This window comes from Citrobacter sp. MGH103 (genome assembly GCF_001034475.2).
Taxonomy (GTDB): Bacteria; Pseudomonadota; Gammaproteobacteria; order Enterobacterales; family Enterobacteriaceae; genus Citrobacter; species Citrobacter freundii.
Genome location: NZ_CP073043.1, coordinates 3,011,101 through 3,033,082, shown reverse-complemented (window position 1 = coordinate 3,033,082; position 21,982 = coordinate 3,011,101). Strand labels below are relative to the sequence as shown.

The 21,982-nt window shown below is 51.2% G+C and carries 27 protein-coding genes and 1 pseudogene; 12 read left to right on the top strand and 16 right to left on the bottom strand.

Annotation, left to right across the window (positions count from 1 at the left end; translation table 11 throughout):
• The first annotated feature begins 63 nt into the window (after positions 1-63).
• A complete protein-coding gene (tnpA, locus tag SK33_RS14690; protein WP_041162689.1) occupies positions 64-498 on the top strand; it encodes an IS200/IS605 family transposase in 435 nt (144 codons plus the stop codon).
• Positions 499-629: 131 nt separating this feature from the next.
• Positions 630-833, top strand: a complete 204-nt coding sequence (locus SK33_RS14685; protein WP_003036125.1) for a YceK/YidQ family lipoprotein — start codon at positions 630-632, stop codon at positions 831-833.
• Here SK33_RS14685 and SK33_RS14680 read toward each other — a convergent pair whose 3' ends face one another.
• Both SK33_RS14680 and SK33_RS14675 read right to left on the bottom strand, forming a co-directional pair.
• On the bottom strand, positions 834-1,211 hold the full coding sequence (locus SK33_RS14680) for a MysB family protein (protein WP_003036128.1): 378 nt from the start codon (positions 1,209-1,211) through the stop codon (positions 834-836).
• A 253-nt stretch (positions 1,212-1,464) separates the two neighbouring features.
• Positions 1,465-2,445 (bottom strand): IS5-like element ISKpn26 family transposase, encoded by a 981-nt coding sequence (locus tag SK33_RS14675; protein ID WP_000019445.1) that lies wholly within the window; start codon positions 2,443-2,445, stop codon positions 1,465-1,467.
• 67 nt (positions 2,446-2,512) lie between these two features.
• Here SK33_RS14675 and SK33_RS14670 point away from each other — a divergent pair.
• A pseudogene (locus SK33_RS14670) lies at positions 2,513-2,707 on the top strand (diguanylate cyclase); the annotation flags it as partial.
• Positions 2,708-2,770: 63 nt separating this feature from the next.
• Here the strand turns inward: SK33_RS14670 and mdtG are convergent.
• Together mdtG and SK33_RS14660 are read right to left on the bottom strand one after the other, a co-directional pair.
• Positions 2,771-3,991, bottom strand: a complete 1,221-nt coding sequence (mdtG, locus tag SK33_RS14665; RefSeq protein WP_048219120.1) for a multidrug efflux MFS transporter MdtG — start codon at positions 3,989-3,991, stop codon at positions 2,771-2,773.
• A 155-nt stretch (positions 3,992-4,146) separates the two neighbouring features.
• A complete protein-coding gene (locus SK33_RS14660; protein ID WP_003036136.1) occupies positions 4,147-5,067 on the bottom strand; it encodes a Kdo(2)-lipid IV(A) acyltransferase in 921 nt (306 codons plus the stop codon).
• A gap of 220 nt (positions 5,068-5,287) precedes the next feature.
• Here SK33_RS14660 and trhO point away from each other — a divergent pair, with 220 nt between their 5' ends.
• The gene (gene trhO / locus SK33_RS14655; protein ID WP_048219118.1) at positions 5,288-6,340 is read left to right on the top strand and encodes an oxygen-dependent tRNA uridine(34) hydroxylase TrhO; all 1,053 of its coding nucleotides are present in this window, start codon (positions 5,288-5,290) and stop codon (positions 6,338-6,340) included.
• Between the two features lie 46 nt (positions 6,341-6,386).
• On the opposite strand, the gene SK33_RS14650 is transcribed toward trhO, so the two are convergent.
• The 9 genes from SK33_RS14650 to mdtH form a co-directional block, all read right to left on the bottom strand.
• Entirely contained in the window at positions 6,387-6,962 is a 576-nt protein-coding gene (locus tag SK33_RS14650; protein ID WP_003832130.1) for a YceI family protein, read from the bottom strand.
• 1 nt (position 6,963) lies between these two features.
• Positions 6,964-7,530 carry a cytochrome b gene (locus tag SK33_RS14645; protein ID WP_003036146.1) on the bottom strand — a complete coding sequence of 189 codons (567 nt, stop codon included), beginning with the start codon at positions 7,528-7,530 and terminating at the stop codon, positions 6,964-6,966.
• A 262-nt stretch (positions 7,531-7,792) separates the two neighbouring features.
• Positions 7,793-7,906, bottom strand: a complete 114-nt coding sequence (locus tag SK33_RS14640; protein ID WP_003036148.1) for a YceO family protein — start codon at positions 7,904-7,906, stop codon at positions 7,793-7,795.
• Between the two features lie 55 nt (positions 7,907-7,961).
• Entirely contained in the window at positions 7,962-9,077 is a 1,116-nt protein-coding gene (gene solA / locus SK33_RS14635) for an N-methyl-L-tryptophan oxidase (protein ID WP_003836779.1), read from the bottom strand.
• 239 nt (positions 9,078-9,316) lie between these two features.
• Entirely contained in the window at positions 9,317-9,571 is a 255-nt protein-coding gene (bssS, locus tag SK33_RS14630; RefSeq protein WP_003036154.1) for a biofilm formation regulator BssS, read from the bottom strand.
• Between the two features lie 340 nt (positions 9,572-9,911).
• On the bottom strand, positions 9,912-10,157 hold the full coding sequence (gene dinI, locus SK33_RS14625) for a DNA damage-inducible protein I (protein WP_003036157.1): 246 nt from the start codon (positions 10,155-10,157) through the stop codon (positions 9,912-9,914).
• Between the two features lie 65 nt (positions 10,158-10,222).
• On the bottom strand, positions 10,223-11,269 hold the full coding sequence (gene pyrC, locus SK33_RS14620; RefSeq protein ID WP_003036160.1) for a dihydroorotase: 1,047 nt from the start codon (positions 11,267-11,269) through the stop codon (positions 10,223-10,225).
• 105 nt (positions 11,270-11,374) lie between these two features.
• Positions 11,375-11,935, bottom strand: coding sequence for a lipoprotein (locus SK33_RS14615; RefSeq protein WP_003036163.1), 561 nt, complete (start codon positions 11,933-11,935; stop codon positions 11,375-11,377).
• A 114-nt stretch (positions 11,936-12,049) separates the two neighbouring features.
• Complete coding sequence (gene mdtH / locus SK33_RS14610; RefSeq protein WP_003036166.1) at positions 12,050-13,258, bottom strand: multidrug efflux MFS transporter MdtH; 1,209 nt, start codon at positions 13,256-13,258, stop codon at positions 12,050-12,052.
• Positions 13,259-13,517: 259 nt separating this feature from the next.
• Here mdtH and rimJ point away from each other — a divergent pair, with 259 nt between their 5' ends.
• The 4 genes from rimJ to murJ all read left to right on the top strand — a co-directional run bounded on the left by rimJ (position 13,518) and on the right by murJ (position 17,467).
• Positions 13,518-14,102: a ribosomal protein S5-alanine N-acetyltransferase gene (rimJ, locus tag SK33_RS14605; RefSeq protein ID WP_016149925.1), complete on the top strand. Its 585-nt coding sequence runs from the start codon at positions 13,518-13,520 to the stop codon at positions 14,100-14,102.
• Between the two features lie 34 nt (positions 14,103-14,136).
• A complete protein-coding gene (locus tag SK33_RS14600; protein ID WP_003036171.1) occupies positions 14,137-14,784 on the top strand; it encodes a YceH family protein in 648 nt (215 codons plus the stop codon).
• Position 14,785: 1 nt separating this feature from the next.
• A complete protein-coding gene (locus SK33_RS14595; RefSeq protein WP_003036174.1) occupies positions 14,786-15,709 on the top strand; it encodes a Gfo/Idh/MocA family protein in 924 nt (307 codons plus the stop codon).
• A 222-nt stretch (positions 15,710-15,931) separates the two neighbouring features.
• The gene (murJ, locus tag SK33_RS14590; protein ID WP_003036176.1) at positions 15,932-17,467 is read left to right on the top strand and encodes a murein biosynthesis integral membrane protein MurJ; all 1,536 of its coding nucleotides are present in this window, start codon (positions 15,932-15,934) and stop codon (positions 17,465-17,467) included.
• A gap of 85 nt (positions 17,468-17,552) precedes the next feature.
• Here the strand turns inward: murJ and flgN are convergent, their stop codons facing one another.
• The 3 genes from flgN to flgA form a co-directional block, all read right to left on the bottom strand.
• Complete coding sequence (gene flgN, locus SK33_RS14585) at positions 17,553-17,975, bottom strand: flagella biosynthesis chaperone FlgN (protein ID WP_003036178.1); 423 nt, start codon at positions 17,973-17,975, stop codon at positions 17,553-17,555.
• Between the two features lie 3 nt (positions 17,976-17,978).
• Positions 17,979-18,272: a flagellar biosynthesis anti-sigma factor FlgM gene (flgM, locus tag SK33_RS14580; protein WP_003036183.1), complete on the bottom strand. Its 294-nt coding sequence runs from the start codon at positions 18,270-18,272 to the stop codon at positions 17,979-17,981.
• Positions 18,273-18,365: 93 nt separating this feature from the next.
• Complete coding sequence (flgA, locus tag SK33_RS14575) at positions 18,366-19,025, bottom strand: flagellar basal body P-ring formation chaperone FlgA (protein WP_048219947.1); 660 nt, start codon at positions 19,023-19,025, stop codon at positions 18,366-18,368.
• 157 nt (positions 19,026-19,182) lie between these two features.
• On the opposite strand from flgA, the gene flgB reads away from it, so the two are divergent.
• The 4 genes from flgB to flgE are packed head-to-tail and all read left to right on the top strand — an operon-like array spanning position 19,183 to position 21,979.
• Positions 19,183-19,599, top strand: a complete 417-nt coding sequence (gene flgB, locus SK33_RS14570; RefSeq protein ID WP_003846806.1) for a flagellar basal body rod protein FlgB — start codon at positions 19,183-19,185, stop codon at positions 19,597-19,599.
• Positions 19,600-19,602: 3 nt separating this feature from the next.
• Positions 19,603-20,007, top strand: a complete 405-nt coding sequence (gene flgC / locus SK33_RS14565; RefSeq protein WP_003036191.1) for a flagellar basal body rod protein FlgC — start codon at positions 19,603-19,605, stop codon at positions 20,005-20,007.
• 11 nt (positions 20,008-20,018) lie between these two features.
• A complete protein-coding gene (flgD, locus tag SK33_RS14560) occupies positions 20,019-20,717 on the top strand; it encodes a flagellar hook assembly protein FlgD (RefSeq protein ID WP_003836761.1) in 699 nt (232 codons plus the stop codon).
• A 26-nt stretch (positions 20,718-20,743) separates the two neighbouring features.
• Entirely contained in the window at positions 20,744-21,979 is a 1,236-nt protein-coding gene (gene flgE / locus SK33_RS14555; RefSeq protein WP_048219117.1) for a flagellar hook protein FlgE, read from the top strand.
• Positions 21,980-21,982: the final 3 nt, after the last annotated feature.

Below are 21,982 nucleotides of genomic sequence, written 5' to 3'. Positions count from 1 at the left end.
TGAAGAATGCCCATGCCGGAATATCTCTGCTTACTCACCACAAGTAAAAGGAGACAAACCAACATGGGGCTTTACAGGAGTTCATCACATGTATATTGGCGTTGCAAATACCACATAGTCTGGACACCAAAATATCGATTCAGGATCCTCAAAGACAAGCTGGGCAAGGAGCTTTACAGGACAATCTACATTCTCTGCGGAATCAAGGATTGTGAAGTTCTGGAGTTAAATGTCCAGCCAGATCATGTACATCTAGTCGTCATCGTCCCACCTAAAATCTCAATATCAACGCTAATGGGCCATTTGAAAGGTCGCAGTGCCATCAGGCTCTACAATCGTTTTCCACACATCAGGAAGAAGCTCTGGGGAAACCATTTTTGGTCGCGTGGTTACTTTGTAGATACGGTAGGAGTGAACGAGGAAATTATCAGAAGATATGTGCGGCATCAGGAGAAAACGGAACAAACACATGAACAACAGATGGAATTGCTAGAGTAGTAAGCGAAAGGTGAAAGTAGCCCCCCTTACAGGGGGCATTTTCAAAAGCCACCTTCTAAGAAGGTGGTCTTTTACTATATTGAATAGAATGAGTCGTGAGGTAGCAGGTGCGAATATTGGCTGTAGGAATAATGATCTTCTTCCTGAGCGGATGCGGCAGCATTATTAGTCGTACCATCCCTGGGCAAGGACACGGAAATCAATACTATCCTGGCGTGCAATGGGATGTTCGGGACTCAGCATGGCGCTACGTCACTATCCTCGATCTGCCTTTTTCGCTGGTGTTTGATACGTTGCTGCTACCGCTCGACATACATCATGGACCTTACGAGTAATTATCGCTCATCCCATTCATCGGCTGCGGTCTGCCCCTCTTCGGTATCAAGGGGAGGTTCCAGCTGGAATTCACCTTCATCCCATTCGTGAAGCGTATTTTCTTCCTGCCACTCCTGGCGAATTTCAATTTCATCATAGTCGCCATCAAAAACGCTCTGAGCCGCTTCTCCGCTCAGTATTGGTAGACATTCACCATCTACATCATCCTCGTCAGCAAAGAATTCCGCCTGCCACATAATGTCGCCATCCTGTAGCACGTATTTTTGGATGCTTAGCTGTTGAACGCTGGCGTCGTCTGACTCAAGGTCAGGGTTATCAGCCAGAAACACTTCACGAGCTGCATCAATAGCCTCTTCCAACGTGGCATAAAAATTCATGTCATTCTTTGCCATTTTTCTTCTCCTAAGGCGAACAATAAAGGGGGATGATTCAATCTATAGACGGCGATCCGCAGAGCGTCAAACCCGTTAGCTGCGTGGCTAAGGAAGGTGCGAATAAGCAGGTCATTTCTTCCCAAGCTGACTCGCTGATTAAAATTTCGCGGATCTGGGCCGATTTTTTTCCCGCAAACACATCGAATCAGCCTATTTAGGCTATTTTTTCCACCATTTCTGGCGTTATTTCCGGTTTTTACTGAGATCTCTCCCACTGACGTATCATTTGGTCCACCCGAAACAGGTTGGCCAGGGTGAATAACATCGCCAGTTGGTTATCGTTTTTCAGCAGCCCCTTGTATCTGGCTTTCACGAAGCCGAACTGCCGCTTGATGATGCGAAACGGGTGCTCCACCCTGGCACGGATGCTGGCTTTCATGTATTCGATGTTGATGGCCGTTTTGTTCTTGCGCGGATGCTGCTTCAAGGTTTTTACCTTGCCGGGACGCTCGGCGATCAGCCAGTCCACATCCACCTCGGCCAGCTCCTCGCGCTGTGGCGCTCCTTGGTAGCCGGCATCGGCTGAGACAAATTGCTCCTCTCCATGAAGCAGATTACCCAGCTGATTGAGGTCATGCTCGTTGGCCGCGGTGGTGACCAGGCTGTGGGTCAGGCCACTCTTGGCATCGACACCAATGTGGGCCTTCATGCCAAAGTGCCACTGATTGCCTTTCTTGGTCTGATGCATCTCCGGATCGCGTTGCTGCTCTTTGTTCTTGGTAGAGCTGGGTGCCTCAATGATGGTGGCATCCACCAAAGTGCCTTGGGTCATCATGACGCCTGCTTCGGCCAGCCAGCGATTGATGGTCTTGAACAATTGACGGGCCAGTTGATGCTGCTCGAGCAGGTGGCGGAAATTCATGATGGTGGTGCGATCCGGCAGGGCGCTATCCAGGGATAATCGGGCAAACAGGCGCATGGAGGCGATTTCGTACAGGGCATCTTCCATGGCACCGTCGCTCAGGTTGTACCAATGCTGCATGCAGTGAATACGCAGCATGGTCTCCAGCGGATAGGGCCGTCGGCCATTGCCCGCCTTGGGATAAAACGGCTCGATGACAGCGGTCATATTCTGCCATGGCAGAATCTGCTCCATGCGGGAGAGGAAAATCTCTTTTCGGGTCTGACGGCGCTTAGTGCTGAATTCACTATCGGCGAAGGTGAGTTGATGGCTCATGATGTCCCTCTGGGATGCGCTCCGGATGAATATGATGATCTCATATCAGGAACTTGTTCGCACCTTCCTTAGGCGAAATGTCGAGAATGGTACGACAATACCAAATTCATATGAGTTAAAAGAAAAAATGACGATAAGTATCGGAGTATATTGCAGTAAAATTGATGATGAATCAGCGGATAAAGTTGTTTCATATGCTGATGCCGCTTTGTATGAAGCCAAAAATTCTGGCAGAAATAAAGTGTGTTACTATTATCATTAAGACTGAAATATATGTCATGTGAGATAAATTTTTATTCTGAAGCTGCGAATATAAATATATAAATCATCCCACGACCTCTGTACTCCGACGACGGCGCAGGCTATTCCACGAGTACAGGGCGTTGAACAGTACGACTCCTGCGGTCACACAGAATACAGCACGAAAACCGTAGTTGGCGGATATCGCTGCCCCCATTAGAGGTCCTGTTACGTTACCAATGTCGCGAAATGACTGGTTATAACTGAAAATACGTCCAGCGATTTGATTAGTCGAGTTATAGACCAGCAGCGTTTGTACCGCCGGGAGCAGAGCGCCGTCGGCCGCCCCCAATAAAAAGCGCAGAATACCAAGCTGCCAGGGCGTCTGGACAAATGACATTGGAATTAGCAGTAACACGGAAACGATCAGCGCGACGATCAGGATCTTCTCCGGGCCAATCCGATCGCCTAATTTGCCAAGTTTAGGGGCGCTGATTAATGCCGCAACGCCGGGGACAGAGGCTATCATCCCACTGATAAACGCAATATTGCTGACGTTGCCAGCCAACTCTCGAACGTACAGTGTCAGTATTGGCGCGATAGAACCGGTGGCTACCTGAATGATCAAAGTGGTGACAAACAGGCTCAGCACCAGTTTGGGGTTCCTTAAAGAGGCCACGACTTCACGAATGTGCAGCATTTCCTTCTTGCTCACCGGGTGGAAACGCTCGCGGATAAAAAATAGCGTCAGGATGAAGCAGACCAACAGCACGCTGGCGGTGATGAAAAATACGGGACGCAGTCCGTACTGATCCGCGAGGAGGCCGCCCGCTAGCGGCCCGAGCAGTGCGCCACTAACGCCACCGGTGGAAAGCGTTCCCAGTGCCCAGCCGCTTTTATTGCGTGGAACCTGGGTGGCGATCAGTGCATTCGCATTGGGGATGAATCCACCAAGCAGCCCCAACAAGGCGCGCAGGATCAAGAACTGCCAGATATTTTGCGCCAGTCCCATCAGCAGCATCACAACAGCCATACCCAACGCAGAGCGTAGCAGCATGATTTTTCGCCCCTTGCGATCGGCAAGGCCACCCCAGAAAGGAGAGGCGATGGCGGAAAAAAGAAAGGTGATGCTGAAGACCAGGCCTGACCACATATTCAGTGCGCTATGTCCCGTGACGCCGAGACTCTCGACGTAAAGTGGCAAAAAGGGCATGACCAGGCTAAATGCTGCGCCGGTTAAAAAACAACCTAACCAGGCAACAGTGAGGTTGCGTTTCCAGTTTATGGGAGCATCTGAGGGTGACATAGCGTTCCGCAGTGTGGCGCGCTGTTTGCGCTATCGATTGAATATAAGTAAGCAGGCTAATTATGCGCCTGGTTGATAGTTGCTGCAATGCGGATAGCAGTTAAACCTAAAGCAGGCAGGGAAGGTGTTGCAGCCCACAGGGCTGCAACAGTGTTTTAGTACAGGGAAGGAGAACCTTCAGGGCGCGTCTTGAAGCGACGATGCAGCCACATATACTGCTCTGGCGCCATCATGATGCATTGCTCAACAATTTTGTTCATCCACGCGGCAGTGGTCTCTGCGTCGTCCAAAGGCGGTGAACACTCCGGAGGCAGCATAATCAATTGATACCCTTTACCGTCAGGTTTGCGGCGAGGAACAAACGGTACCAGGCAGGCATTGGACATGCGCGAAAGCATCCAGGTCCCAGAGGTTGTTGCGGCTTGTTCAACGGCAAAAAGTGGTACAAACACACTGGCACGAGGGCCGTAATCGTGATCCGGCGCGTACCAGACCACTTCGCCCTTTTTCAACGCTTTAATCATCCCTTTCAGGTCTTTACGATCGAGCATTGATTTATTCGAGCGCATACGGCCCCAGGTTTGTAGCCAGTCGAGAAGCGGGTTGTCGTTAGGGCGATACACACCAATACCCGGTTCCTGCAAACCAAACTGACGCGCACCCAGTTCCAGAGTCAGAAAGTGCAGACCCACTAACAAGATCCCGCGTTTTTGCGCCTGAACGTCACGGATATGTTCCATCCCGATCACTTCAGTCCAGCGTGAAATACGCTTATCGGACCAAAACCAGGCCATTCCGGTTTCCATTACGCCCATGCCCACGGATTCGAAGTTCTTGACGACCATCTGCTGGCGTTCCTGCTCACTCATCTGCGGGAAGCACAGTTCCAGATTTCGGGAAACAATTTTTGCCCGACGTTTCATCAAACGTAGCGCCAGTCGACCTAATGCACAGCCCAACTTAAAGAGGATGGGGTAGGGTAACTGCACGATTAACCAAAGGATGCCAATACCTAGCCAGGTTAACCAATAACGTGGATGCAGTAATGCAGCCGAAAACTTGGGTAAATTCGTCATGTCTATCCTGTCTTCAAACGACCAATTCCCTGTATTGTCGCATTTTTTCGCGCGTATCAAAAATTTGTGACGGGAGAACGGTGATTAATTCCGCAATTGTTGTTGCAACTTTATAGTGAAGTATGAAATGTAGCGTAAAATGTGTGGATGTAAATTGGCGATGTTTGCTTTATTATGCCGCCGATTTTCATTTATTCCCTATTTGCAGGATACGTACACCATGCCAGTGTTACACAACCGCATTTCGAACGACGCCCTCAAAGCCAAAATGCTGACCGAGACCGAGCCGCGTACGACGATCTCATTCTATAAATATTTCACCATTGCCAATCCTCAGCACACGCGTGATGCACTGTACCAGATGTTCACCGCATTGAACGTCTTCGGGCGAGTATATCTTGCCCATGAAGGAATTAATGCGCAAATCAGCGTACCGCAAAGCAACGTCGAGGCATTTCGCCAGCAACTCTATGCGTTTGATCCTGCATTGAACGATTTACGTCTGAATATTGCGCTGGATGATGACGGTAAATCGTTCTGGGTACTGCGTATGAAAGTCCGTGAACGTATCGTGGCGGATGGTATTGACGATCCAGACTTTGACGCCAGCAACGTGGGGGATTATCTCAAGGCAGCAGAGGTGAATGCCATGCTTGACGATCCTGAAGCGGTATTCATTGATATGCGCAACCATTATGAATATGAGGTGGGTCACTTCGAGAATGCGCTGGAGATCCCGGCAGACACGTTTCGCGATCAGTTGCCGAAAGCGGTTGAAATGATGCAGGCGCATAAAGATAAAAAAATCGTGATGTACTGCACGGGTGGGATCCGCTGTGAGAAAGCTAGCGCCTGGATGAAACACAATGGATTTAGCAAAGTCTGGCACATTGAGGGCGGTATTATTGAGTATGCCCGCAAGGCGCGTGAGCAGGGACTTCCGGTGCGTTTTGTCGGTAAAAACTTTGTCTTTGATGAGCGCATGGGCGAAAGGATCTCTGAAGATGTTATCGCACATTGTCATCAGTGCGGCACGGCGTGCGATAGCCATACTAATTGCAAAAATGATGGCTGCCATCTGTTGTTTATTCAGTGCCCGGCTTGTGCGCAGAAATATAAAGGCTGCTGTAGCGAGCTGTGTAGCGAAGAGAGTGAGTTGCCGGAAGAGGAACAACGGCGTCGTCGCGCGGGGCGTGAAAATGGCAATAAAATCTTTAATAAATCACGTGGTCAACTGAATACCAAACTGGGTATTCCAGACCCTGCACAATAGTCGCTATGCCGGATGGTGGCTTGAGCCCCATCCGGCCATTCATGCGTTACTTCTGTTGCACACCTTCCACTGAGATGATCAAATCGACTTCCTGCGACGCCGGACCGAGATCGGTGGTGATGTTGAAATCCTTCAGCTTAATCTTACCTTGCGCTTCAAAACCAGCGCGCGTACCGCCCCAAGGATCGCCGCCCTGACCGATGAGCTTCGCGTCCAGCGTAACCGGTTTGGTAACGCCGTTCAGGGTCAAATTACCGGTGATATCCAGGTCATTACCTTCTTTCTTCACGCTGGTGGAGCTGAAGGTCGCCTGCGGGAATTTTGCTACGTTAAGGAAATCTGCGCTGCGCAGATGCTTGTCACGTTCGGCGTGATTAGTGTCAACACTGTTGGTGTTGATGGTTACGTTAACCTTATCGGCTGCGGGATTTTTCTCATCAAAGGTAAACGTACCGTCGAAATCTTTAAATGTGCCGTACAGCCAGCTGTAACCCAGATGCTGAATACGGAAATTAACAAAGGCATGCTGTCCTTCCTTGTCAATTTTGTAATCTGCCGCCACGGCCGACCCGGTGGTGAATAACAGAGAGGCGAGTGTAAGTCCCAGCAGGTTTTTTTTCATTTTAAGCTCCATAGTCAGATGACGATTTTCCCAACATGCGATTGAGGGTATCGTCGTTATCGATAAAGTGATGTTTCAGGGCCATCAGTCCGTGCAGTAGGGATAAAATCACCACGGTCCACGCAAGCCACAGGTGCAAGCTACCGGCGAGGTCGGCCTGAGCACCTGCGTTGGCAACGGTGGCTGGAATGTCGAACCAACCAAAGACGCTTATCGCTTTGCCATCTGCGGTGGAAATCAGATATCCGCTGACGACAATCGAAAAGAGCAGCAAATAAAGTGCGAGGTGACCCATTGCTGCTGCGATGCGGGTTAAACGGGAGTAGCTTGCCAACGCAGCAGGCGGAGGGGAGAACAACCGCCAGACAACGCGGATAACCAGTCCCATCATGAGTAGGATGCCGATGCTTTTATGCAGTTCAGGGGCCTGGTGATACCAGCCGTCATAGTAGCTAAGCGTGACCATCCATAAGCCCAACGCGAACATGCCATATACAGCAATTGCAACCAGCCAATGTAATATGGCTGACACTACGCCATAGCGCTGTGGACTATTTTTGAATTGCATAAGCACACCGATTTATATTTCAGAAGTGAATGAAAATGGCGTGTAAAAGACATTAATGCAACTAATAAATAACAATGGTGATGATATTTATTTTTTGTTCAGTAAAATTGACTGATTATTGAATTAATCATCAAGGGATTAGTGTGAGAGTAGGTGATAGTGCTTGGTTTATGGGTGGTTATGATTTTTATTATTGTTCAGTTTATTGCAATGAAAATTAAGCTAATTTCAATTTTTGTCAATTATTGTCAGCGCGCAGGAATCAGAAAAACATAATATATATTACATCCATAATGGCCAGCAGCGACCATAAAATAATGTAGAGCATGAGATGCTCGCGAATATTATTAACCAGATAGTGAAAGATACGACGCATTGACGTTATTCCTGTCATTAAAAATGGCCTCACCATCGAGGCCATTCATTTATTATCACTTAAAACGGCTTAGCCTGAAGGGGGTCAGGTCAAAGTCAGACGGTTTGTCCTGAGCGAAGTTTGCCGCAATCTCTCCCAGAACAGAGGCAAACTTAAAGCCATGTCCGCTCAGCCCGGTAATGATTAGCGTGTTGTCGTGCGCTGGCAGAGTATCGATAATAAAGTCTTCATCCGGTGAATTATCGTAAGTGCAGGACGCGCCGTGCAGGCAGCAGCCAACGCCCGGCAGAATTGTGCGCAGGAATGGGAAGGCTTCAGAACCATCGCTGGCTACAGCGGCAAATGGCTTACGCTCATCAGCAGAGTGAATGACTTGTCCGCCGTTGTGCTTACCAATTTTCAGCTCGTCGTTTTCTGCCGGGAAACCGTAGTATTGATCACCATTTGGCAGCTCGCCGGTAAAGGCTGGGAAGTTATTCTTAACGCTGTAGCGCCCATCGGCCTGATACCAGGCGAACACTTTGCGCACCGGTTGTATCGGTAGTTCAGGGACTAAAGCCTGCACCCAGGTACCGGCGCTGATCACTGCTTTTTTCGCGTGGTAGTCACCGTCAGCCGTTTCTACCGTGATGCCATCATCACCGTGATGAATTGCGCTGACCGGGCATTTAAACAGTTGCGCACAGCCTGCTTCTTCCGCCAGACGGATCCAGGTTTTAATTGCTAACTCACTGCGTAAAAAACCGGACTCCGCTTCAAACAGACCGATATAGTTGTCAGGTACACGAATCTCCGGCCAGCGCGCCATGATGGCTGCCGCATCCAGTTGTTCAACGTTGAGTTGCCACTGTTTGGCGCTTTGCGCTGCAGTCGCTAAGAAGGTGGACTCTGCCGGACCGAGGTTGATAACACCGGAGCGAACAAAAATCGGTTCTTCATTATGGGTGGATAGTTCATCCCACAATGTTTGCGCACGTAGCACTAGCGGAACGTATTTTTCACCTTCGCCATAAGCATGACGAATTAATCGAGTGTCACCGTGGTGGCTGCCCTGCTGATGCGGAGGCATATGTGCATCGATCATCAGAACCTTCAGACCGGCACGTGTGGCATAGTATCCAGCTGCGGCGCCTACTGAGCCGCTGCCAATAATGATTAAGTCGTATTTCATCCGCTTCTCTCTGCAATCGCGATAGTATACCTTAAATAATTCGAGTTGCAGGAAGGCGGCAACGCAGCGAATCCCTGGGAGCGTACATTAGTACGTGACTAGGGTGAGCGAGGAAAGCCAACGCACATGCAACTTGAAGTATGACAGGTATAGCAGGGTAAATAACTGACCCGGAATATTCAACCTGGAAATAAGAAAGGCACCGTTAAGGTGCCTTTTGATGGTTGGATGTATCAGGTTTAATGTCGCTGATACTCATTTACCTGGTAATCGCCAGATTCAATTTTGGCGATTCCTGCTTCTAATATCGAAATAAATTGCCTGGCAACATCAGTGGTTAACCAGAGCGTTTGACCAACTTCAGTCCCATCCGGGTCAGGGCGATTCGGGGTCTGGTAGTGCAAACGCAGCATCAGCGCATCGTAGCTATCAACAGTGCTGATGTCCCACCCTACAAGCGGATGAGTCTGAATGACTTCATTATTCTTTTCCATCATGCCCCCTAATTCGTGTTACTAGACAACGGTTTTCGAGGTTCAATGCGTTTTTTTCTGAAGCAACTTCAGTATATCAATAAATAAGGGTATTCATTGAAAATTTAAAGAGGGAAGGGCATAAATTTTTTGTTTTCAGCGTTATCTGACTAAGAAACCAACATGTTATTCATTTTTTTTTAGTATGTTGCACAATTATTTTGTTGTTTTGGTTAAAAGATAATCGGTGGGTTAATATTAAATTAAATACTCGTCAGAAGAAATGCGCGATTGATTACAGGATAGTGTGTATAAAAAAGCCGGGGCGACCCGGCAAACAAACATCACTGCATATCATTATTTATTCGTTGATGAACCAGTCATCCGCGCTTTCCCAGGTTTCCTGTAGGATCTCGCTGATGCGTTCTTTGTCCTCTTTAGTCGCGCCAATAACCGACAAATTGTTTGCGCCGGCATAACGGACGGTAACGTTACCTTCGTTATCCGGAAAATGGTGCTGAATACGGCGGGAGAGTTCACCTGCCAGTGCATCAATTGCACCGGCAGGTAAAGGTGAAGTTTTGGCAATAGTGACTTCAATACGCATAGTAGCCCCCTGTGGAATATACTGTTTATTTATACAGTCATTCGTGTCAATTGGCTACACTTTTTTTAGCTTTTTACTGACCAGCGTACCGTTTCGCCACCCAGGAAAGGCACCAGCGTATCGTCTTCCAGTGCAATGCTCTCAGGAACCAGGTGCTCCATGCGTTCCAGCTCAATAAAGGTCTCATTTACCGGCAAGCCATAGAACTGTGGGCCGTTGAGTGAGCAGAAGGCTTCGAAATGGTCCAGCGCATTCATCTCTTCAAACACGGTGGCATAACTGCCCAGCGCGGTCGGTGCATTAAAACAGCCCGCACAACCACAGCTTGACTCTTTGCGATGACGCGCGTGCGGCGCTGAGTCGGTACCGAGGAATGCGCGCTTAAACCCGCTGGCAACCAGTTCACGCAGCGCCTGTTGGTGGACGTTACGTTTGAGGATCGGCAGGCAATACAGGTGAGGGCGAATCCCGCCAACCAGCATGTGGTTGCGGTTAAACATCAGGTGCTGTGGCGTAATGGTCGCAGCCAAAAGTTCGTTACCGTCGCGAACGTATTCGGCAGCATCTTTGGTGGTGATATGCTCGAACACCACTTTCAGCGAGGTCAAACGCTGACGCAGCGGCTCCATCACCGTTTCAATAAAGCGCGCTTCGCGATCGAAAATATCGATATCTGCATGCGTGACTTCGCCGTGCACCAGCAGTGGCATACCCAATTTTTCCATCCGCTCCAGCACCGGCATAATGGCGTCAATTGAGGTTACGCCATGCGTCGAGTTGGTGGTGGCATTGGCTGGATAGAGTTTTGCCGCGGTGAATACGCCTTCGTTGAATCCACGTTCCAGCTCGTTGGGATCCAGCGTATCCGTTAAGTAGCAGGTCATTAATGGCGTGAAGTCGTGTCCGGCAGGTACCGCGTCAAGAATGCGCTGGCGATAAGCGATAGCCGCGTCAACCGTGGTGACGGGCGGTACCAGGTTCGGCATGACAATGGCGCGGCCATAAACTTCACTGGTATAGGGCACGACAGTTTTTAACATGTCGCCATCGCGAAAGTGAAGATGCCAGTCGTCTGGGCGGCGGATCTTTAAAACCTGGGATGGTGCAGTCATCAATATGCTCCGGCTGAGGATAGTCTTTTTTGCCGGAAACAAAGGATAAGCGGAAACGTTTTTGTTTGCACGAAAAAAAAGGGCGCATCAGCGCCCTCAGTTTTATTAGTCGGTGAACGGGATGATGATTTCACCCGGTTTCACCTCAATACCTTTCGCCAGTTTTTTCGCCAGCGCTTCACCCTGGCTGCTGTCATCCTTCAGAATGTACGCTGGTTGCTGGTTGAAATAGTTACGCAGTGATTGATTTAAATACGGCATCAGCGTTTGCAGTACTGACTGCATTTTTTCTGGCGTGACGGTGGCGTCGACGACTTCCATCTCTTGCAGATAAATCGCGCCTTTTTCTTTATTGAAAACCGGTAAGGCTTTCAGCTTCAGCTTCATGGTCGCTTTCTGACTGCCAAACAGGGAGTTCATGTCCAGGTTGGCATCGCCGGTCAGGGTTACTTTGTTTGGCTCTTCACGACCAATCTGGCTAGCGAGATTATTCAATACGATATGTGCTTCAGCAACGCCGGGCAAACCGATGTCTTTTGAAAAGTTATTATGCTTTGCCAGGGCTTGATTAATTTCTTGCTCGCTAACAGTGTATTGCGTGAGTTGATTACAACCAACCAACAGGCCGCTGACAATCAGTGCAGCGGCAAAAAAAAACTTTTTCATGGGGTTCCTCAACATGATGCATGTGGCGTAATCGTGACACAAAGCATCATCGAGTACCAGCGCCCCGGACGCCAGCAGAAAAAACTGAAAAGCGCCCGGACGCAGGTTCGGCTATCAGGCGTCTGGTTCCAGCATACCTCGCGTTGGGCGTTTGAGACTGAATTGCCAGCCCAGCGCCAGGAAGGTGATGAAGCCAATAATACCGAGCATCATCCAGGGCAGCTCAGGCTGTGCCAGGGCCTTGCCCATGTCAAACAGCCAGCCGCCGCCGACATAGCCAATTGCGCCGCCGATGGCGAGTCCCAGTCGGCTGAAGCCCATATAGCTTCCTCTGGCCCGCGCATTCGCCAGCGAGGCGCTCAGAGTTTCACGCGCCGGTTCGGCGATGATCGAGCCAATATAGAACGTGCAGATCAGGGTGAACAACTGCTGTAAATTCCCGACCAGGCCAATGGGCATCATACTTAGAGACATCACCAGCAGGCCCGCCATCAGGCGATGTTCAAGGCGAAAGCGTTTTTCACTCCAGCGGGCAATCGGGTACAGCAGCGTTAAAGAGAGACATGCCTCAATGGCATACATCCATTTCACGGCGGCTGGTGAGCCAGCGATGTCGTTCACCATGATGGGCAGCATCAGCATCACCTGTACCGCCAGCATGTAATAGCCCGCCAGCGTCAGCACATAGGTGACAAAGCGCTTGTCATGCATCACGTGGCTCATCCCTTCGCGCACCGGAATTTTCACCGTCGACAGCTTCCATGCCGGGAGCAGCCAGGCGTTAAACGCCGCGCACAGAACGAACAAAATTGCGCCGGTGGCACATACCAGACGGAAATCGTATTGCAATAACCAACTGCCGAGTAACGCGCCGACCACGGCCCCGGCGCTATCCTGCATCATCAGAATAGAGAAAAAACGCCCGCGCTTTTCCGGGCGGATCAGCTTGACTACCAGCGCCGAACGGGGTGGGTCGAACAGCGTGCCACCCAGCCCGGAAAGAAAGCAGGAAAACCACAGCAGCCACGGTTCATGCGCAATGCCCATGGTGGCGAACCCGGCTGCGCGCATCAGCATGCCGGTGACGATCATCGGTTTGGCGCCGAAACGGTCAGCAATAGCACCGCCGAAAATACCCAACCCCTGCTGGATAAATTGACGTAATCCAAGCGCGATACCGACCATCACGGCGGCCCAGCCCATTTGGTCGACGAAACGAATTGAGATCAGCGGGAAAACGACGAAGAAACCCAGCACGACCAGCATATTATCGATGAGAAGGAAGTATTTACCCAGGTTCCTTGCCTGCGAGACTTGCGACATTTCCCCTCCAGGGAAAAACTCGTCACTCTGGATAGAGTTTAAAAGATAAGCACCTCCTATTCTGCGGTGTCGTCATCGCTTTTCCCACCCTTCGCGGGACAATATTTTTTTATCAAAAGTCCGTCTTGATAGAGAGTTTTCATCAAAATGTGTGAATAATTCAAAAAATGGCATTTTGCTCTTTTCACAGGGTGTATTCGCACAGGTATAGTAATGCGAATAGCGTATTGAAGACGTTACGGGAAGGAGTAGGTATAGAATGTTTGGCTATCGCAGTAACGTGCCAAAAGTGCGCTTAACCACGGACCGCCTGGTCGTGCGTTTAGTGCATGAGCGTGATGCCTGGCGTCTGGCAGATTATTACGCAGAAAATCGTCATTTCTTAAAACCCTGGGAACCTATTCGCGATGAAAGCCACTGCTATCCGTCCGGCTGGCAGGCGCGTCTCGGCATGATCTCTGAGTTTCATAAACAGGGCACTGCCTATTATTTTGCGCTGCTCGATCCGGACGAAAAAGAGATTATCGGCGTTGCGAACTTCTCAAACGTAGTGCGGGGATCCTTCCATGCCTGTTATCTCGGCTACTCCATTGCGCAGAAATGGCAGGGGCAGGGGCTAATGTATGAAGCCTTAACTTCGGCCATCCGTTATATGCAGCGCACTCAGCATATTCACCGCATTATGGCTAACTACATGCCACATAATAAGCGCAGCGGTGACCTGTTGGCGCGACTGGGTTTTGAAAAAGAAGGGTATGCCAAAGACTACCTGCTGATTGACGGGCAGTGGCGCGATCACGTGCTGACGGCGTTGACCACATCAGAATGGACCCCCGGCCGCTAAGTTTCAGATGCAGCCATGATTAATGGAGAAGACGATGAAATATGAATTAACCGCCACCGAAGCACGAGTGATTGGCTGTTTATTAGAAAAACAAGTGACAACGCCGGAACAGTACCCACTCTCCGTCAATGGAGTCGTAACAGCCTGCAATCAAAAAACGAATCGTGAACCGGTGATGAACCTGTCGGAATCGGACGTGCAAGAGCAGTTGGATAACCTGGTTAAGCGACATTTTCTGCGCACGGTGAGCGGCTTTGGCAATCGCGTCACGAAATATGAGCAGCGTTTCTGCAACTCTGAATTTGGCAATCTGAAGCTTAGTGCCGCAGAGGTGGCCGTAATCACTACACTGCTGCTGAGGGGCGCTCAGACGCCTGGTGAATTGCGTAGTCGCGCATCCCGTATGTACGAATTCAGCGATATGGCCGAAGTGGAATCGACACTGGAAAATCTGGCAACCCGGGAAGATGGGCCTTATGTGATCCGCCTGGCGCGCGAGCCGGGCAAACGTGAAAGTCGCTATATGCACCTGTTTTGCGGTGAGGTTGATGAAGCCGTTGCCGCAGCAGATCAACTCCCTGCAGCCTCCGGTGATCTGCAGGCACGCGTGGAAGTGCTGGAAACGGAAGTCGCAGAACTTAAGCAGCGACTTGATTCATTGCTGGCGCACCTGGGAGACTAACGTGAATAAATTACGTATCGGCGTAGTCGGCCTTGGCGGTATTGCACAAAAGGCCTGGCTACCCGTGCTGGGCACCTCCGCGGACTGGACGCTGCAAGGCGCCTTTTCACCTTCGCGCGATAAAGCACTGCGTATCTGTGATACCTGGCGGATACCCTACGTGGATTCACTGGTGAATCTGGCGCAAACCTGCGACGCGGTTTTCGTCCATTCCAGCACCGCGACTCACTATGCGGTCGTCAGTGAATTGCTGAATGCCGGAGTTCACGTGTGTGTGGATAAGCCGCTGGCGGAAAACCTGCGTGAGGCTGAGCAACTGGTGGAGCTGGCCGCGCGGAAAAAACTCACGCTGATGGTCGGGTTTAACCGCCGGTTTGCACCGCTGTACCAGGATCTCAAAACCCAGTTGAGCACCGCAGCGTCTGTACGTATGGATAAGCACCGTACGGATAGCGTTGGGCCGCACGATCTGCGTTTCACTTTGCTGGACGACTATCTGCACGTAGTCGATACCGCATTGTGGCTGGCGGGAGGGCAGGCGCAGTTAAATAACGGCACGCTGCTGACCAATGAATCTGGTGCGATGCTTTACGCCGAGCACCATTTTTCTACCGGTCAAATGCAGATAACGACCAGTATGCATCGCCGTGCCGGTAGCCAGCGTGAGAGCGTGCAGGCGGTGACGGACGGTGGCCTGATTGACGTAACTGATATGCGGGAATGGCGGGAAGAGCGTGGGCAAGGTGTTGTTCATAAGCCGATAGCGGGCTGGCAAACGACCTTAGAACAGCGTGGTTTTGCCGGATGTGCGCGTCATTTCATTGAGTGCGTGCAAAATCAGACGGTTCCCCAGACGGCAGGCGAGCAGGCGCTACTGGCCCAGCGTGTTGTTGAAAAGCTGTGGCGGGAGGCGATGGCTGAATAACCCCCTGTAACATCTGGCGGTAGTAATTCATTGTAATCCAGGTACTATATGCCCACTCAAAATAACACCTCTTTTCAACCATAGGCTGATTTGTCGGCCTGATAAGGCGCTACGGTGTCGCCATCAGGTGCAGCAAAAGTGTCGGATGGCGGCGAGAATGCCTTATCCGACCTACGGGCAGGTTTGTCGGGGTTTTGCCTCAGAGTCTGGAATACAACATAGATGAATTTATTAAAGTCGCTGGCAGCCGTCAGCTCGATGACGATGTTTTCACGAGTGCTGGGTTTTGCGCGTGATGCGATTGTCGCCAGAATCTTTGGTGCAGGGATGGCGACAGATGCCTTTTTTGTGGCATTCAAACTTCCTAACCTGCTACGCCGAATTTTTGCCGAAGGCGCATTTTCGCAGGCGTTTGTGCCGATTCTTGCTGAGTACAAAAGCAAGCAGGGGGAAGATGCTACCCGCGTGTTTGTTGCCTACGTTTCCGGACTGTTGACGCTGGCGCTGGCTGTGGTGACGGTAGCCGGGATGTTGGCTGCTCCATGGGTGATTTTAGTTACCGCGCCGGGGTTTGCCGACACAGCGGATAAATTTGCGCTGACCACTCAACTGCTGCGGATCACTTTTCCCTATATTCTACTGATTTCACTGGCCTCACTGGTTGGTGCGATCCTTAACACCTGGAACCGCTTTTCTATTCCTGCGTTTGCCCCGACTTTTCTGAATATCAGCATGATCGGTTTCGCGCTGTTTGCGGCCCCTTATTTTCATCCGCCAGTGCTGGCGCTGGCGTGGGCCGTTACCGTGGGTGGCGTGCTACAGCTGATTTATCAGCTTCCGCATCTGAAGAAAATTGGCATGCTGGTACTGCCGCGTGTGAACTTCCGCGATGCGGGGGCGATGCGCGTCGTCAAGCAGATGGGCCCGGCGATCCTTGGGGTATCAGTCAGCCAGATTTCACTGATCATCAATACGATTTTCGCCTCGTTTCTGGCCTCTGGCTCAGTTTCGTGGATGTACTATGCCGACCGTCTGATGGAGTTTCCGTCCGGTGTGCTTGGCGTAGCGCTGGGGACTATCCTGCTGCCATCGCTGTCAAAAAGCTTTTCCAGCGGTAATCATGATGAGTATTGTCGCCTGATGGACTGGGGCCTGCGCTTGTGTTTCCTGTTGGCATTACCGAGTGCCGTAGCGTTGGGTATTCTGGCCAAACCGCTGACGGTGTCTCTGTTCCAGTACGGTAAATTTACTGCCTTTGATGCTGCGATGACCCAGCGTGCGCTGGTGGCGTATTCGGTAGGTTTGATTGGCTTGATCGTGGTGAAAGTGTTGGCTCCGGGCTTTTACTCGCGCCAGGATATAAAAACGCCAGTGAAGATTGCCATTGTGACGCTGATTATGACCCAGGTGATGAACCTGGCCTTTATCGGGCCGTTAAAGCATGCCGGGCTGTCGCTGTCGATTGGTCTGGCGGCGTGTCTGAACGCTTCACTGCTGTACTGGCAGTTGCGTAAGCAGAAAATCTTCACCCCGCAACCGGGCTGGACCTGGTTCCTGGCGCGACTAGTGATTTCCGTGTTGGTGATGTCGGCGGTGCTGGTTGGGATGCTCTACATCATGCCAGATTGGTCACAGGGAACGATGTTGTGGCGCCTACTGCGTCTGATGGCGGTCGTGGTGGCAGGTATTGCTGCTTACTTCGCAGCACTCGCTGTACTGGGCTTTAAAGTAAAAGAGTTTGTGCGCCGGACGGCATAAAGAATCAATGCCGGATGGCGGCATAACGCCGTATCCGGCCTACAAAAAGTGTAGGCCTGATAAGCAAAACGTTATCAGGCTTGCATCAGATAGAGAATTTTTTCCCGCCGCGGTGCGCAGCTGAAGTTTGACCGTTTGCGCCATACAACGCCGGTTCCTGGTGCGGTTTCAGCACTTGTATTGCTTGTTGATTACGCTCGATCTGCCCTTCCAGCAGCCAACCATTGTGCTGGTTGAGGTCGCGTAAGTGCTGCGTTTTCTTGGTGATAGTCTGCCAGCGTTCAGCAATCTCATCATTGGCGCTGCGCGTGGCGTCATGCTCCAGGCGGCGCTGTTGCTCAAGATAATCAAGGGTTGCCAGCAGCGAGCTTTTTTCTTCTGTAATACGCTGTAGCTGGCTGCCATTGATATGCCCTGCGGAAAGCTGCTGCTGTTCAGCATCCATTACCGTTTTCAGGTCATTGAGGACAGTCGTCATCTGGTCAAGTATTTCTGACAAACGAGTCATACTTTATTTACTCTGTAGGTAGCTCTGCGCCTCGCGAATCAGCGAGTCGGCAATTTTTCCGGTATCCATTTTCAATTCACCGTTACGGATTGCGGTTTTCAGTGCTTCCACGCGTTCCATATTGATGTCATTGGTGCCGGGCTGCATCAGTTTGGCCTGGGCGTCGCTCAGCATGACGCTGGTGCTGGTGGTCGCGGTGGTTTTTTCCTTCTGCGCTTTTTGTACCGGCGCATCGCTGGTTTCACGCGGCTGAACGGTGCTTACTGGCTTCAATGGTGAGGTACGATCAATGCTCATTTTATTTTTCCTCATCGAGGGGTTACGCTATAGCGGCCCGCTGTAATCATTGGTTGTTTATCTATCGGCACACGCTAAAAAATCTTTAACCTATTATAGGTTAATAAGAATATTCCCATCAGAATCGACGACGCCGCTCACCACCTGGCCTGAAATCATCCGCACTCGCGCATTCTGTGCGACAGCGGCGTTGTTCAGCGCTTTACCTTCGGCATTAACCCGAAAGCCATCTCCGTTGGCAATAACCAGCACGCGCTGACCGGCCTTGATCCGCCATGCCTGGCGCAACATCGAAAGCTGTATCGGTTGGCCCGGGACCAGATCGCGCAGGCTCACAGCATCCTGCACCTGACTCATATCCAGCACCGCGCGCGGCGGTAGTTGGTCCAGCCGACCACGTTTCAGCGTTACGCTGGCTGGGGTCAGGGTGCTACCTCGTGCTACAGGCGCGGCGGCTACTACGTAGTTTCCCGTCGCCTGCACGTTCACCTGCAGATAACGTTTTTCGTTGGCGCAGCGAGCCAGCACATTCACATTACCCCACAGTTTCGAGCTACCTGACACGCTTAATGCCGGTTGCTCACAGCTCGGCAATAAGTTTGGTGACGTTCGGATAGTGACCACCACCTCATCGCTAAATCCGGCCAGGCGCTGGGAAAACCATGCCGTTAGCTGCGAATTCAGGTCTTGCGCCAGCGTCATAGGGCTGAACAGCAGTGCTGCCACGACTATTCCACGTTTAAACGTTTGCATCAAAACCTCGCGCTTTTTCAGGTAGTGGCAGGATTTTACCTGTGTGACGCAGTCATCAACGCAACAAATAGCGACGCATTTTGCGTTTATTCCGGCGATAACGCGCGCGTAATGGGATTTAAGCTGTCGGCTGAATTTTGTCATTTGCGGAGGAGATATGCTCGATAAGCTCGACGCCGCCTTACGTTTTCAACAGGAAGCGCTGAATTTGCGCGCCCAACGCCAGGAAATTTTGGCGGCCAACATTGCCAATGCCGACACGCCGGGGTACCAGGCGCGCGACCTGGATTTCGCCAGTGAATTAAAAAAAGTCATGGTGCGAGGACGGGAAGAAACCGGCGGCGTTTCGTTGACGCTGACCTCTGCACAACACATTCCGGCCCAGACCGTTTCTTCGCCGTCTACGGAGCTGCTCTACCGTATTCCTGACCAGCCATCTCTTGATGGCAACACGGTGGATATGGACCGGGAGCGCACGCAATTTGCAGACAACAGCCTCAAGTATCAAATGGGGCTGACCGCGCTGGGTGGGCAAATCAAAGGCATGATGAATGTGCTGCAAGGAGGGAACTAATTCGTGGCGCTGTTAAATATTTTTGATATCGCAGGTTCTGCGCTGACGGCTCAGTCTAAACGCCTGAACGTCGCGGCCAGCAACATGGCGAATGCGGATAGCGTCAGCGGGCCCGACGGTCAGCCGTATCGCGCGAAACAGGTTGTTTTTCAGGTAGATGCTGCGCCAGGTGCGGCAACCGGTGGCGTAAAAGTTGCTGACGTCATTGAAAGTCAGGCACCGGATAAGCTGGTTTATGAACCCGGTAATCCGCTGGCCGATGCGAATGGCTACGTAAAAATGCCGAATGTGGACGTCGTCGGCGAGATGGTCAACACCATGTCAGCTTCGCGTAGCTACCAGGCAAACGTCGAAGTGCTCAACACCGTAAAAAGCTTGATGCTCAAAACGCTTACGTTAGGCCAGTAAAGGAGGCGCGTATGTCTATTGCTGTAACCATGAATGACCCGAGCAATGCAGGCGTTAAAGCTGCCACCGGGAATAGCTCCCTGACGGGCAGCAATGCCGCTGACCTGCAAAGCAGTTTTCTGACGTTGCTGGTCGCACAACTGAAAAACCAGGACCCAACCAATCCGCTGCAAAACAATGAACTGACCACCCAACTGGCGCAAATCAGTACCGTGAGCGGGATTGAGAAACTGAACACCACGTTAGGGTCGATCTCCGGGCAGATCGACAACAGTCAGTCGCTGCAGGCCAGTACGCTGATTGGCCACGGGGTCATGATCCCGGGTACCACCATCCTGACCGGTAAAGGGACGGAAGAGGGTGCCAAAACCACGACAACACCTTTTGGCGTTGAGCTGCAGCAACCGGCAGATAAGGTTACCGCAACCATTACCGATAAAGACGGCAAAGTGGTACGCACCATTGACATTGGTGGATTGAAAGCGGGCGTTCATACCTTTACCTGGGACGGCACCATGACCGATGGCACGGATGCACCAAGCGGTTCTTACAACGTGTCAATTGCTGCCAGCAATGGCGGAACGCAACTGGTGGCACAGCCGCTTCAGTTTGCGCTGGTGCAGGGCGTTATTCGCAGTAACGGCGGTAATACGCTGGATCTTGGCACCTATGGAACCACCACCCTCGACGAAGTACGGCAGATAATTTAAGCCTTCACACTTATCAGGAGTAAGTCATGGCCTTTTCTCAAGCGGTCAGCGGTCTGAACGCTGCAGCGACCAACCTCGATGTCATTGGTAACAACATCGCCAACTCCGCCACCTACGGTTTTAAATCCGGTACGGCATCTTTTGCCGATATGTTTGCCGGTTCGAAAGTCGGTTTGGGCGTTAAAGTTGCGGGTATTACTCAGGACTTTACCGACGGTACTACCACCAACACCGGACGTGGTCTGGATGTTGCTATCAGCCAGAACGGTTTTTTCCGTATGGTAGACAGCAACGGTTCCGTTTTCTACAGCCGTAACGGTCAGTTCAAGCTCGATGAAAATCGCAATATCGTTAACATGCAGGGGCTGCAGCTGACGGGCTATCCGGCTACCGGTACCCCACCGACAATACAGCAAGGTGCTAACCCGGCACCGATCACTATTCCGAATACGCTGATGGCGGCGAAAACCACGACTACCGCGTCAATGCAGATCAACCTGAACTCCACTGACAAAGTGCCAAGCAAAACTCCGTTTAGTCCAAGCGACGCGGACTCCTACAACAAAAAAGGCACCGTTACCGTTTTCGATAGCCAGGGTAACGCCCATGACATGAACATTTTTTATGTCAAAAACGCAGAGAGCAACACTTGGGAAGTCTTCACTCAAGATGCTTCTACTGGTGATGCTGAGAAATCAGCAGGTTTTATGAAGTTTAACAACAATGGTGCGTTTTTAGGGATTAGCACCACGGCAACTGGTACGCCAGGAGCAACGGACATCAACATCGAAACAGGGCAGATTAATGGTGCAACTAAAGCCACCTTTTCCCTGAGTTTCCTGAACTCCATGCAGCAGAACACCGGTGCCAACAACATCGTTGCCACGAATCAGAACGGCTACAAGCCGGGCGATCTGGTGAGCTACCAGATTAACAATGACGGTACGGTGGTCGGTAACTACTCCAACGAACAGCAACAGGTTCTGGGGCAGATCGTGCTGGCAAACTTTGCCAATAACGAAGGTCTGGCGTCTCAGGGCGATAACGTCTGGGCCGCGACTCAGGCCTCCGGCGTGGCGCTGCTGGGTACCGCAGGCGAAGGTAACTTTGGCAAACTGACCAACGGCGCGCTGGAAGCGTCAAACGTGGATTTGAGTAAAGAACTGGTGAATATGATTGTCGCCCAGCGTAACTATCAGTCGAACGCGCAGACCATCAAAACCCAGGATCAGATCCTCAACACGCTGGTCAACCTGCGCTAAGCG

What these genes read in the sequence shown, in the direction of transcription:
- tnpA (WP_041162689.1), top strand. Translation starts at nt 64, where the DNA reads ATGGGGCTTTACAGGAGTTCATCACATGTATATTGGCGTTGCAAATAC.
- SK33_RS14685 (WP_003036125.1), top strand. Translation starts at nt 630, where the DNA reads ATGATCTTCTTCCTGAGCGGATGCGGCAGCATTATTAGTCGTACCATC.
- SK33_RS14680 (WP_003036128.1), bottom strand. Translation starts at nt 1,211, where the DNA reads ATGAATTTTTATGCCACGTTGGAAGAGGCTATTGATGCAGCTCGTGAA.
- SK33_RS14675 (WP_000019445.1), bottom strand. Translation starts at nt 2,445, where the DNA reads ATGAGCCATCAACTCACCTTCGCCGATAGTGAATTCAGCACTAAGCGC.
- mdtG (WP_048219120.1), bottom strand. Translation starts at nt 3,991, where the DNA reads ATGTCACCCTCAGATGCTCCCATAAACTGGAAACGCAACCTCACTGTT.
- SK33_RS14660 (WP_003036136.1), bottom strand. Translation starts at nt 5,067, where the DNA reads ATGACGAATTTACCCAAGTTTTCGGCTGCATTACTGCATCCACGTTAT.
- trhO (WP_048219118.1), top strand. Translation starts at nt 5,288, where the DNA reads ATGCCAGTGTTACACAACCGCATTTCGAACGACGCCCTCAAAGCCAAA.
- SK33_RS14650 (WP_003832130.1), bottom strand. Translation starts at nt 6,962, where the DNA reads ATGAAAAAAAACCTGCTGGGACTTACACTCGCCTCTCTGTTATTCACC.
- SK33_RS14645 (WP_003036146.1), bottom strand. Translation starts at nt 7,530, where the DNA reads ATGCAATTCAAAAATAGTCCACAGCGCTATGGCGTAGTGTCAGCCATA.
- SK33_RS14640 (WP_003036148.1), bottom strand. Translation starts at nt 7,906, where the DNA reads ATGCGTCGTATCTTTCACTATCTGGTTAATAATATTCGCGAGCATCTC.
- solA (WP_003836779.1), bottom strand. Translation starts at nt 9,077, where the DNA reads ATGAAATACGACTTAATCATTATTGGCAGCGGCTCAGTAGGCGCCGCA.
- bssS (WP_003036154.1), bottom strand. Translation starts at nt 9,571, where the DNA reads ATGGAAAAGAATAATGAAGTCATTCAGACTCATCCGCTTGTAGGGTGG.
- dinI (WP_003036157.1), bottom strand. Translation starts at nt 10,157, where the DNA reads ATGCGTATTGAAGTCACTATTGCCAAAACTTCACCTTTACCTGCCGGT.
- pyrC (WP_003036160.1), bottom strand. Translation starts at nt 11,269, where the DNA reads ATGACTGCACCATCCCAGGTTTTAAAGATCCGCCGCCCAGACGACTGG.
- SK33_RS14615 (WP_003036163.1), bottom strand. Translation starts at nt 11,935, where the DNA reads ATGAAAAAGTTTTTTTTTGCCGCTGCACTGATTGTCAGCGGCCTGTTG.
- mdtH (WP_003036166.1), bottom strand. Translation starts at nt 13,258, where the DNA reads ATGTCGCAAGTCTCGCAGGCAAGGAACCTGGGTAAATACTTCCTTCTC.
- rimJ (WP_016149925.1), top strand. Translation starts at nt 13,518, where the DNA reads ATGTTTGGCTATCGCAGTAACGTGCCAAAAGTGCGCTTAACCACGGAC.
- SK33_RS14600 (WP_003036171.1), top strand. Translation starts at nt 14,137, where the DNA reads ATGAAATATGAATTAACCGCCACCGAAGCACGAGTGATTGGCTGTTTA.
- murJ (WP_003036176.1), top strand. Translation starts at nt 15,932, where the DNA reads ATGAATTTATTAAAGTCGCTGGCAGCCGTCAGCTCGATGACGATGTTT.
- flgN (WP_003036178.1), bottom strand. Translation starts at nt 17,975, where the DNA reads ATGACTCGTTTGTCAGAAATACTTGACCAGATGACGACTGTCCTCAAT.
- flgM (WP_003036183.1), bottom strand. Translation starts at nt 18,272, where the DNA reads ATGAGCATTGATCGTACCTCACCATTGAAGCCAGTAAGCACCGTTCAG.
- flgA (WP_048219947.1), bottom strand. Translation starts at nt 19,025, where the DNA reads ATGCAAACGTTTAAACGTGGAATAGTCGTGGCAGCACTGCTGTTCAGC.
- flgB (WP_003846806.1), top strand. Translation starts at nt 19,183, where the DNA reads ATGCTCGATAAGCTCGACGCCGCCTTACGTTTTCAACAGGAAGCGCTG.
- flgD (WP_003836761.1), top strand. Translation starts at nt 20,019, where the DNA reads ATGTCTATTGCTGTAACCATGAATGACCCGAGCAATGCAGGCGTTAAA.
- flgE (WP_048219117.1), top strand. Translation starts at nt 20,744, where the DNA reads ATGGCCTTTTCTCAAGCGGTCAGCGGTCTGAACGCTGCAGCGACCAAC.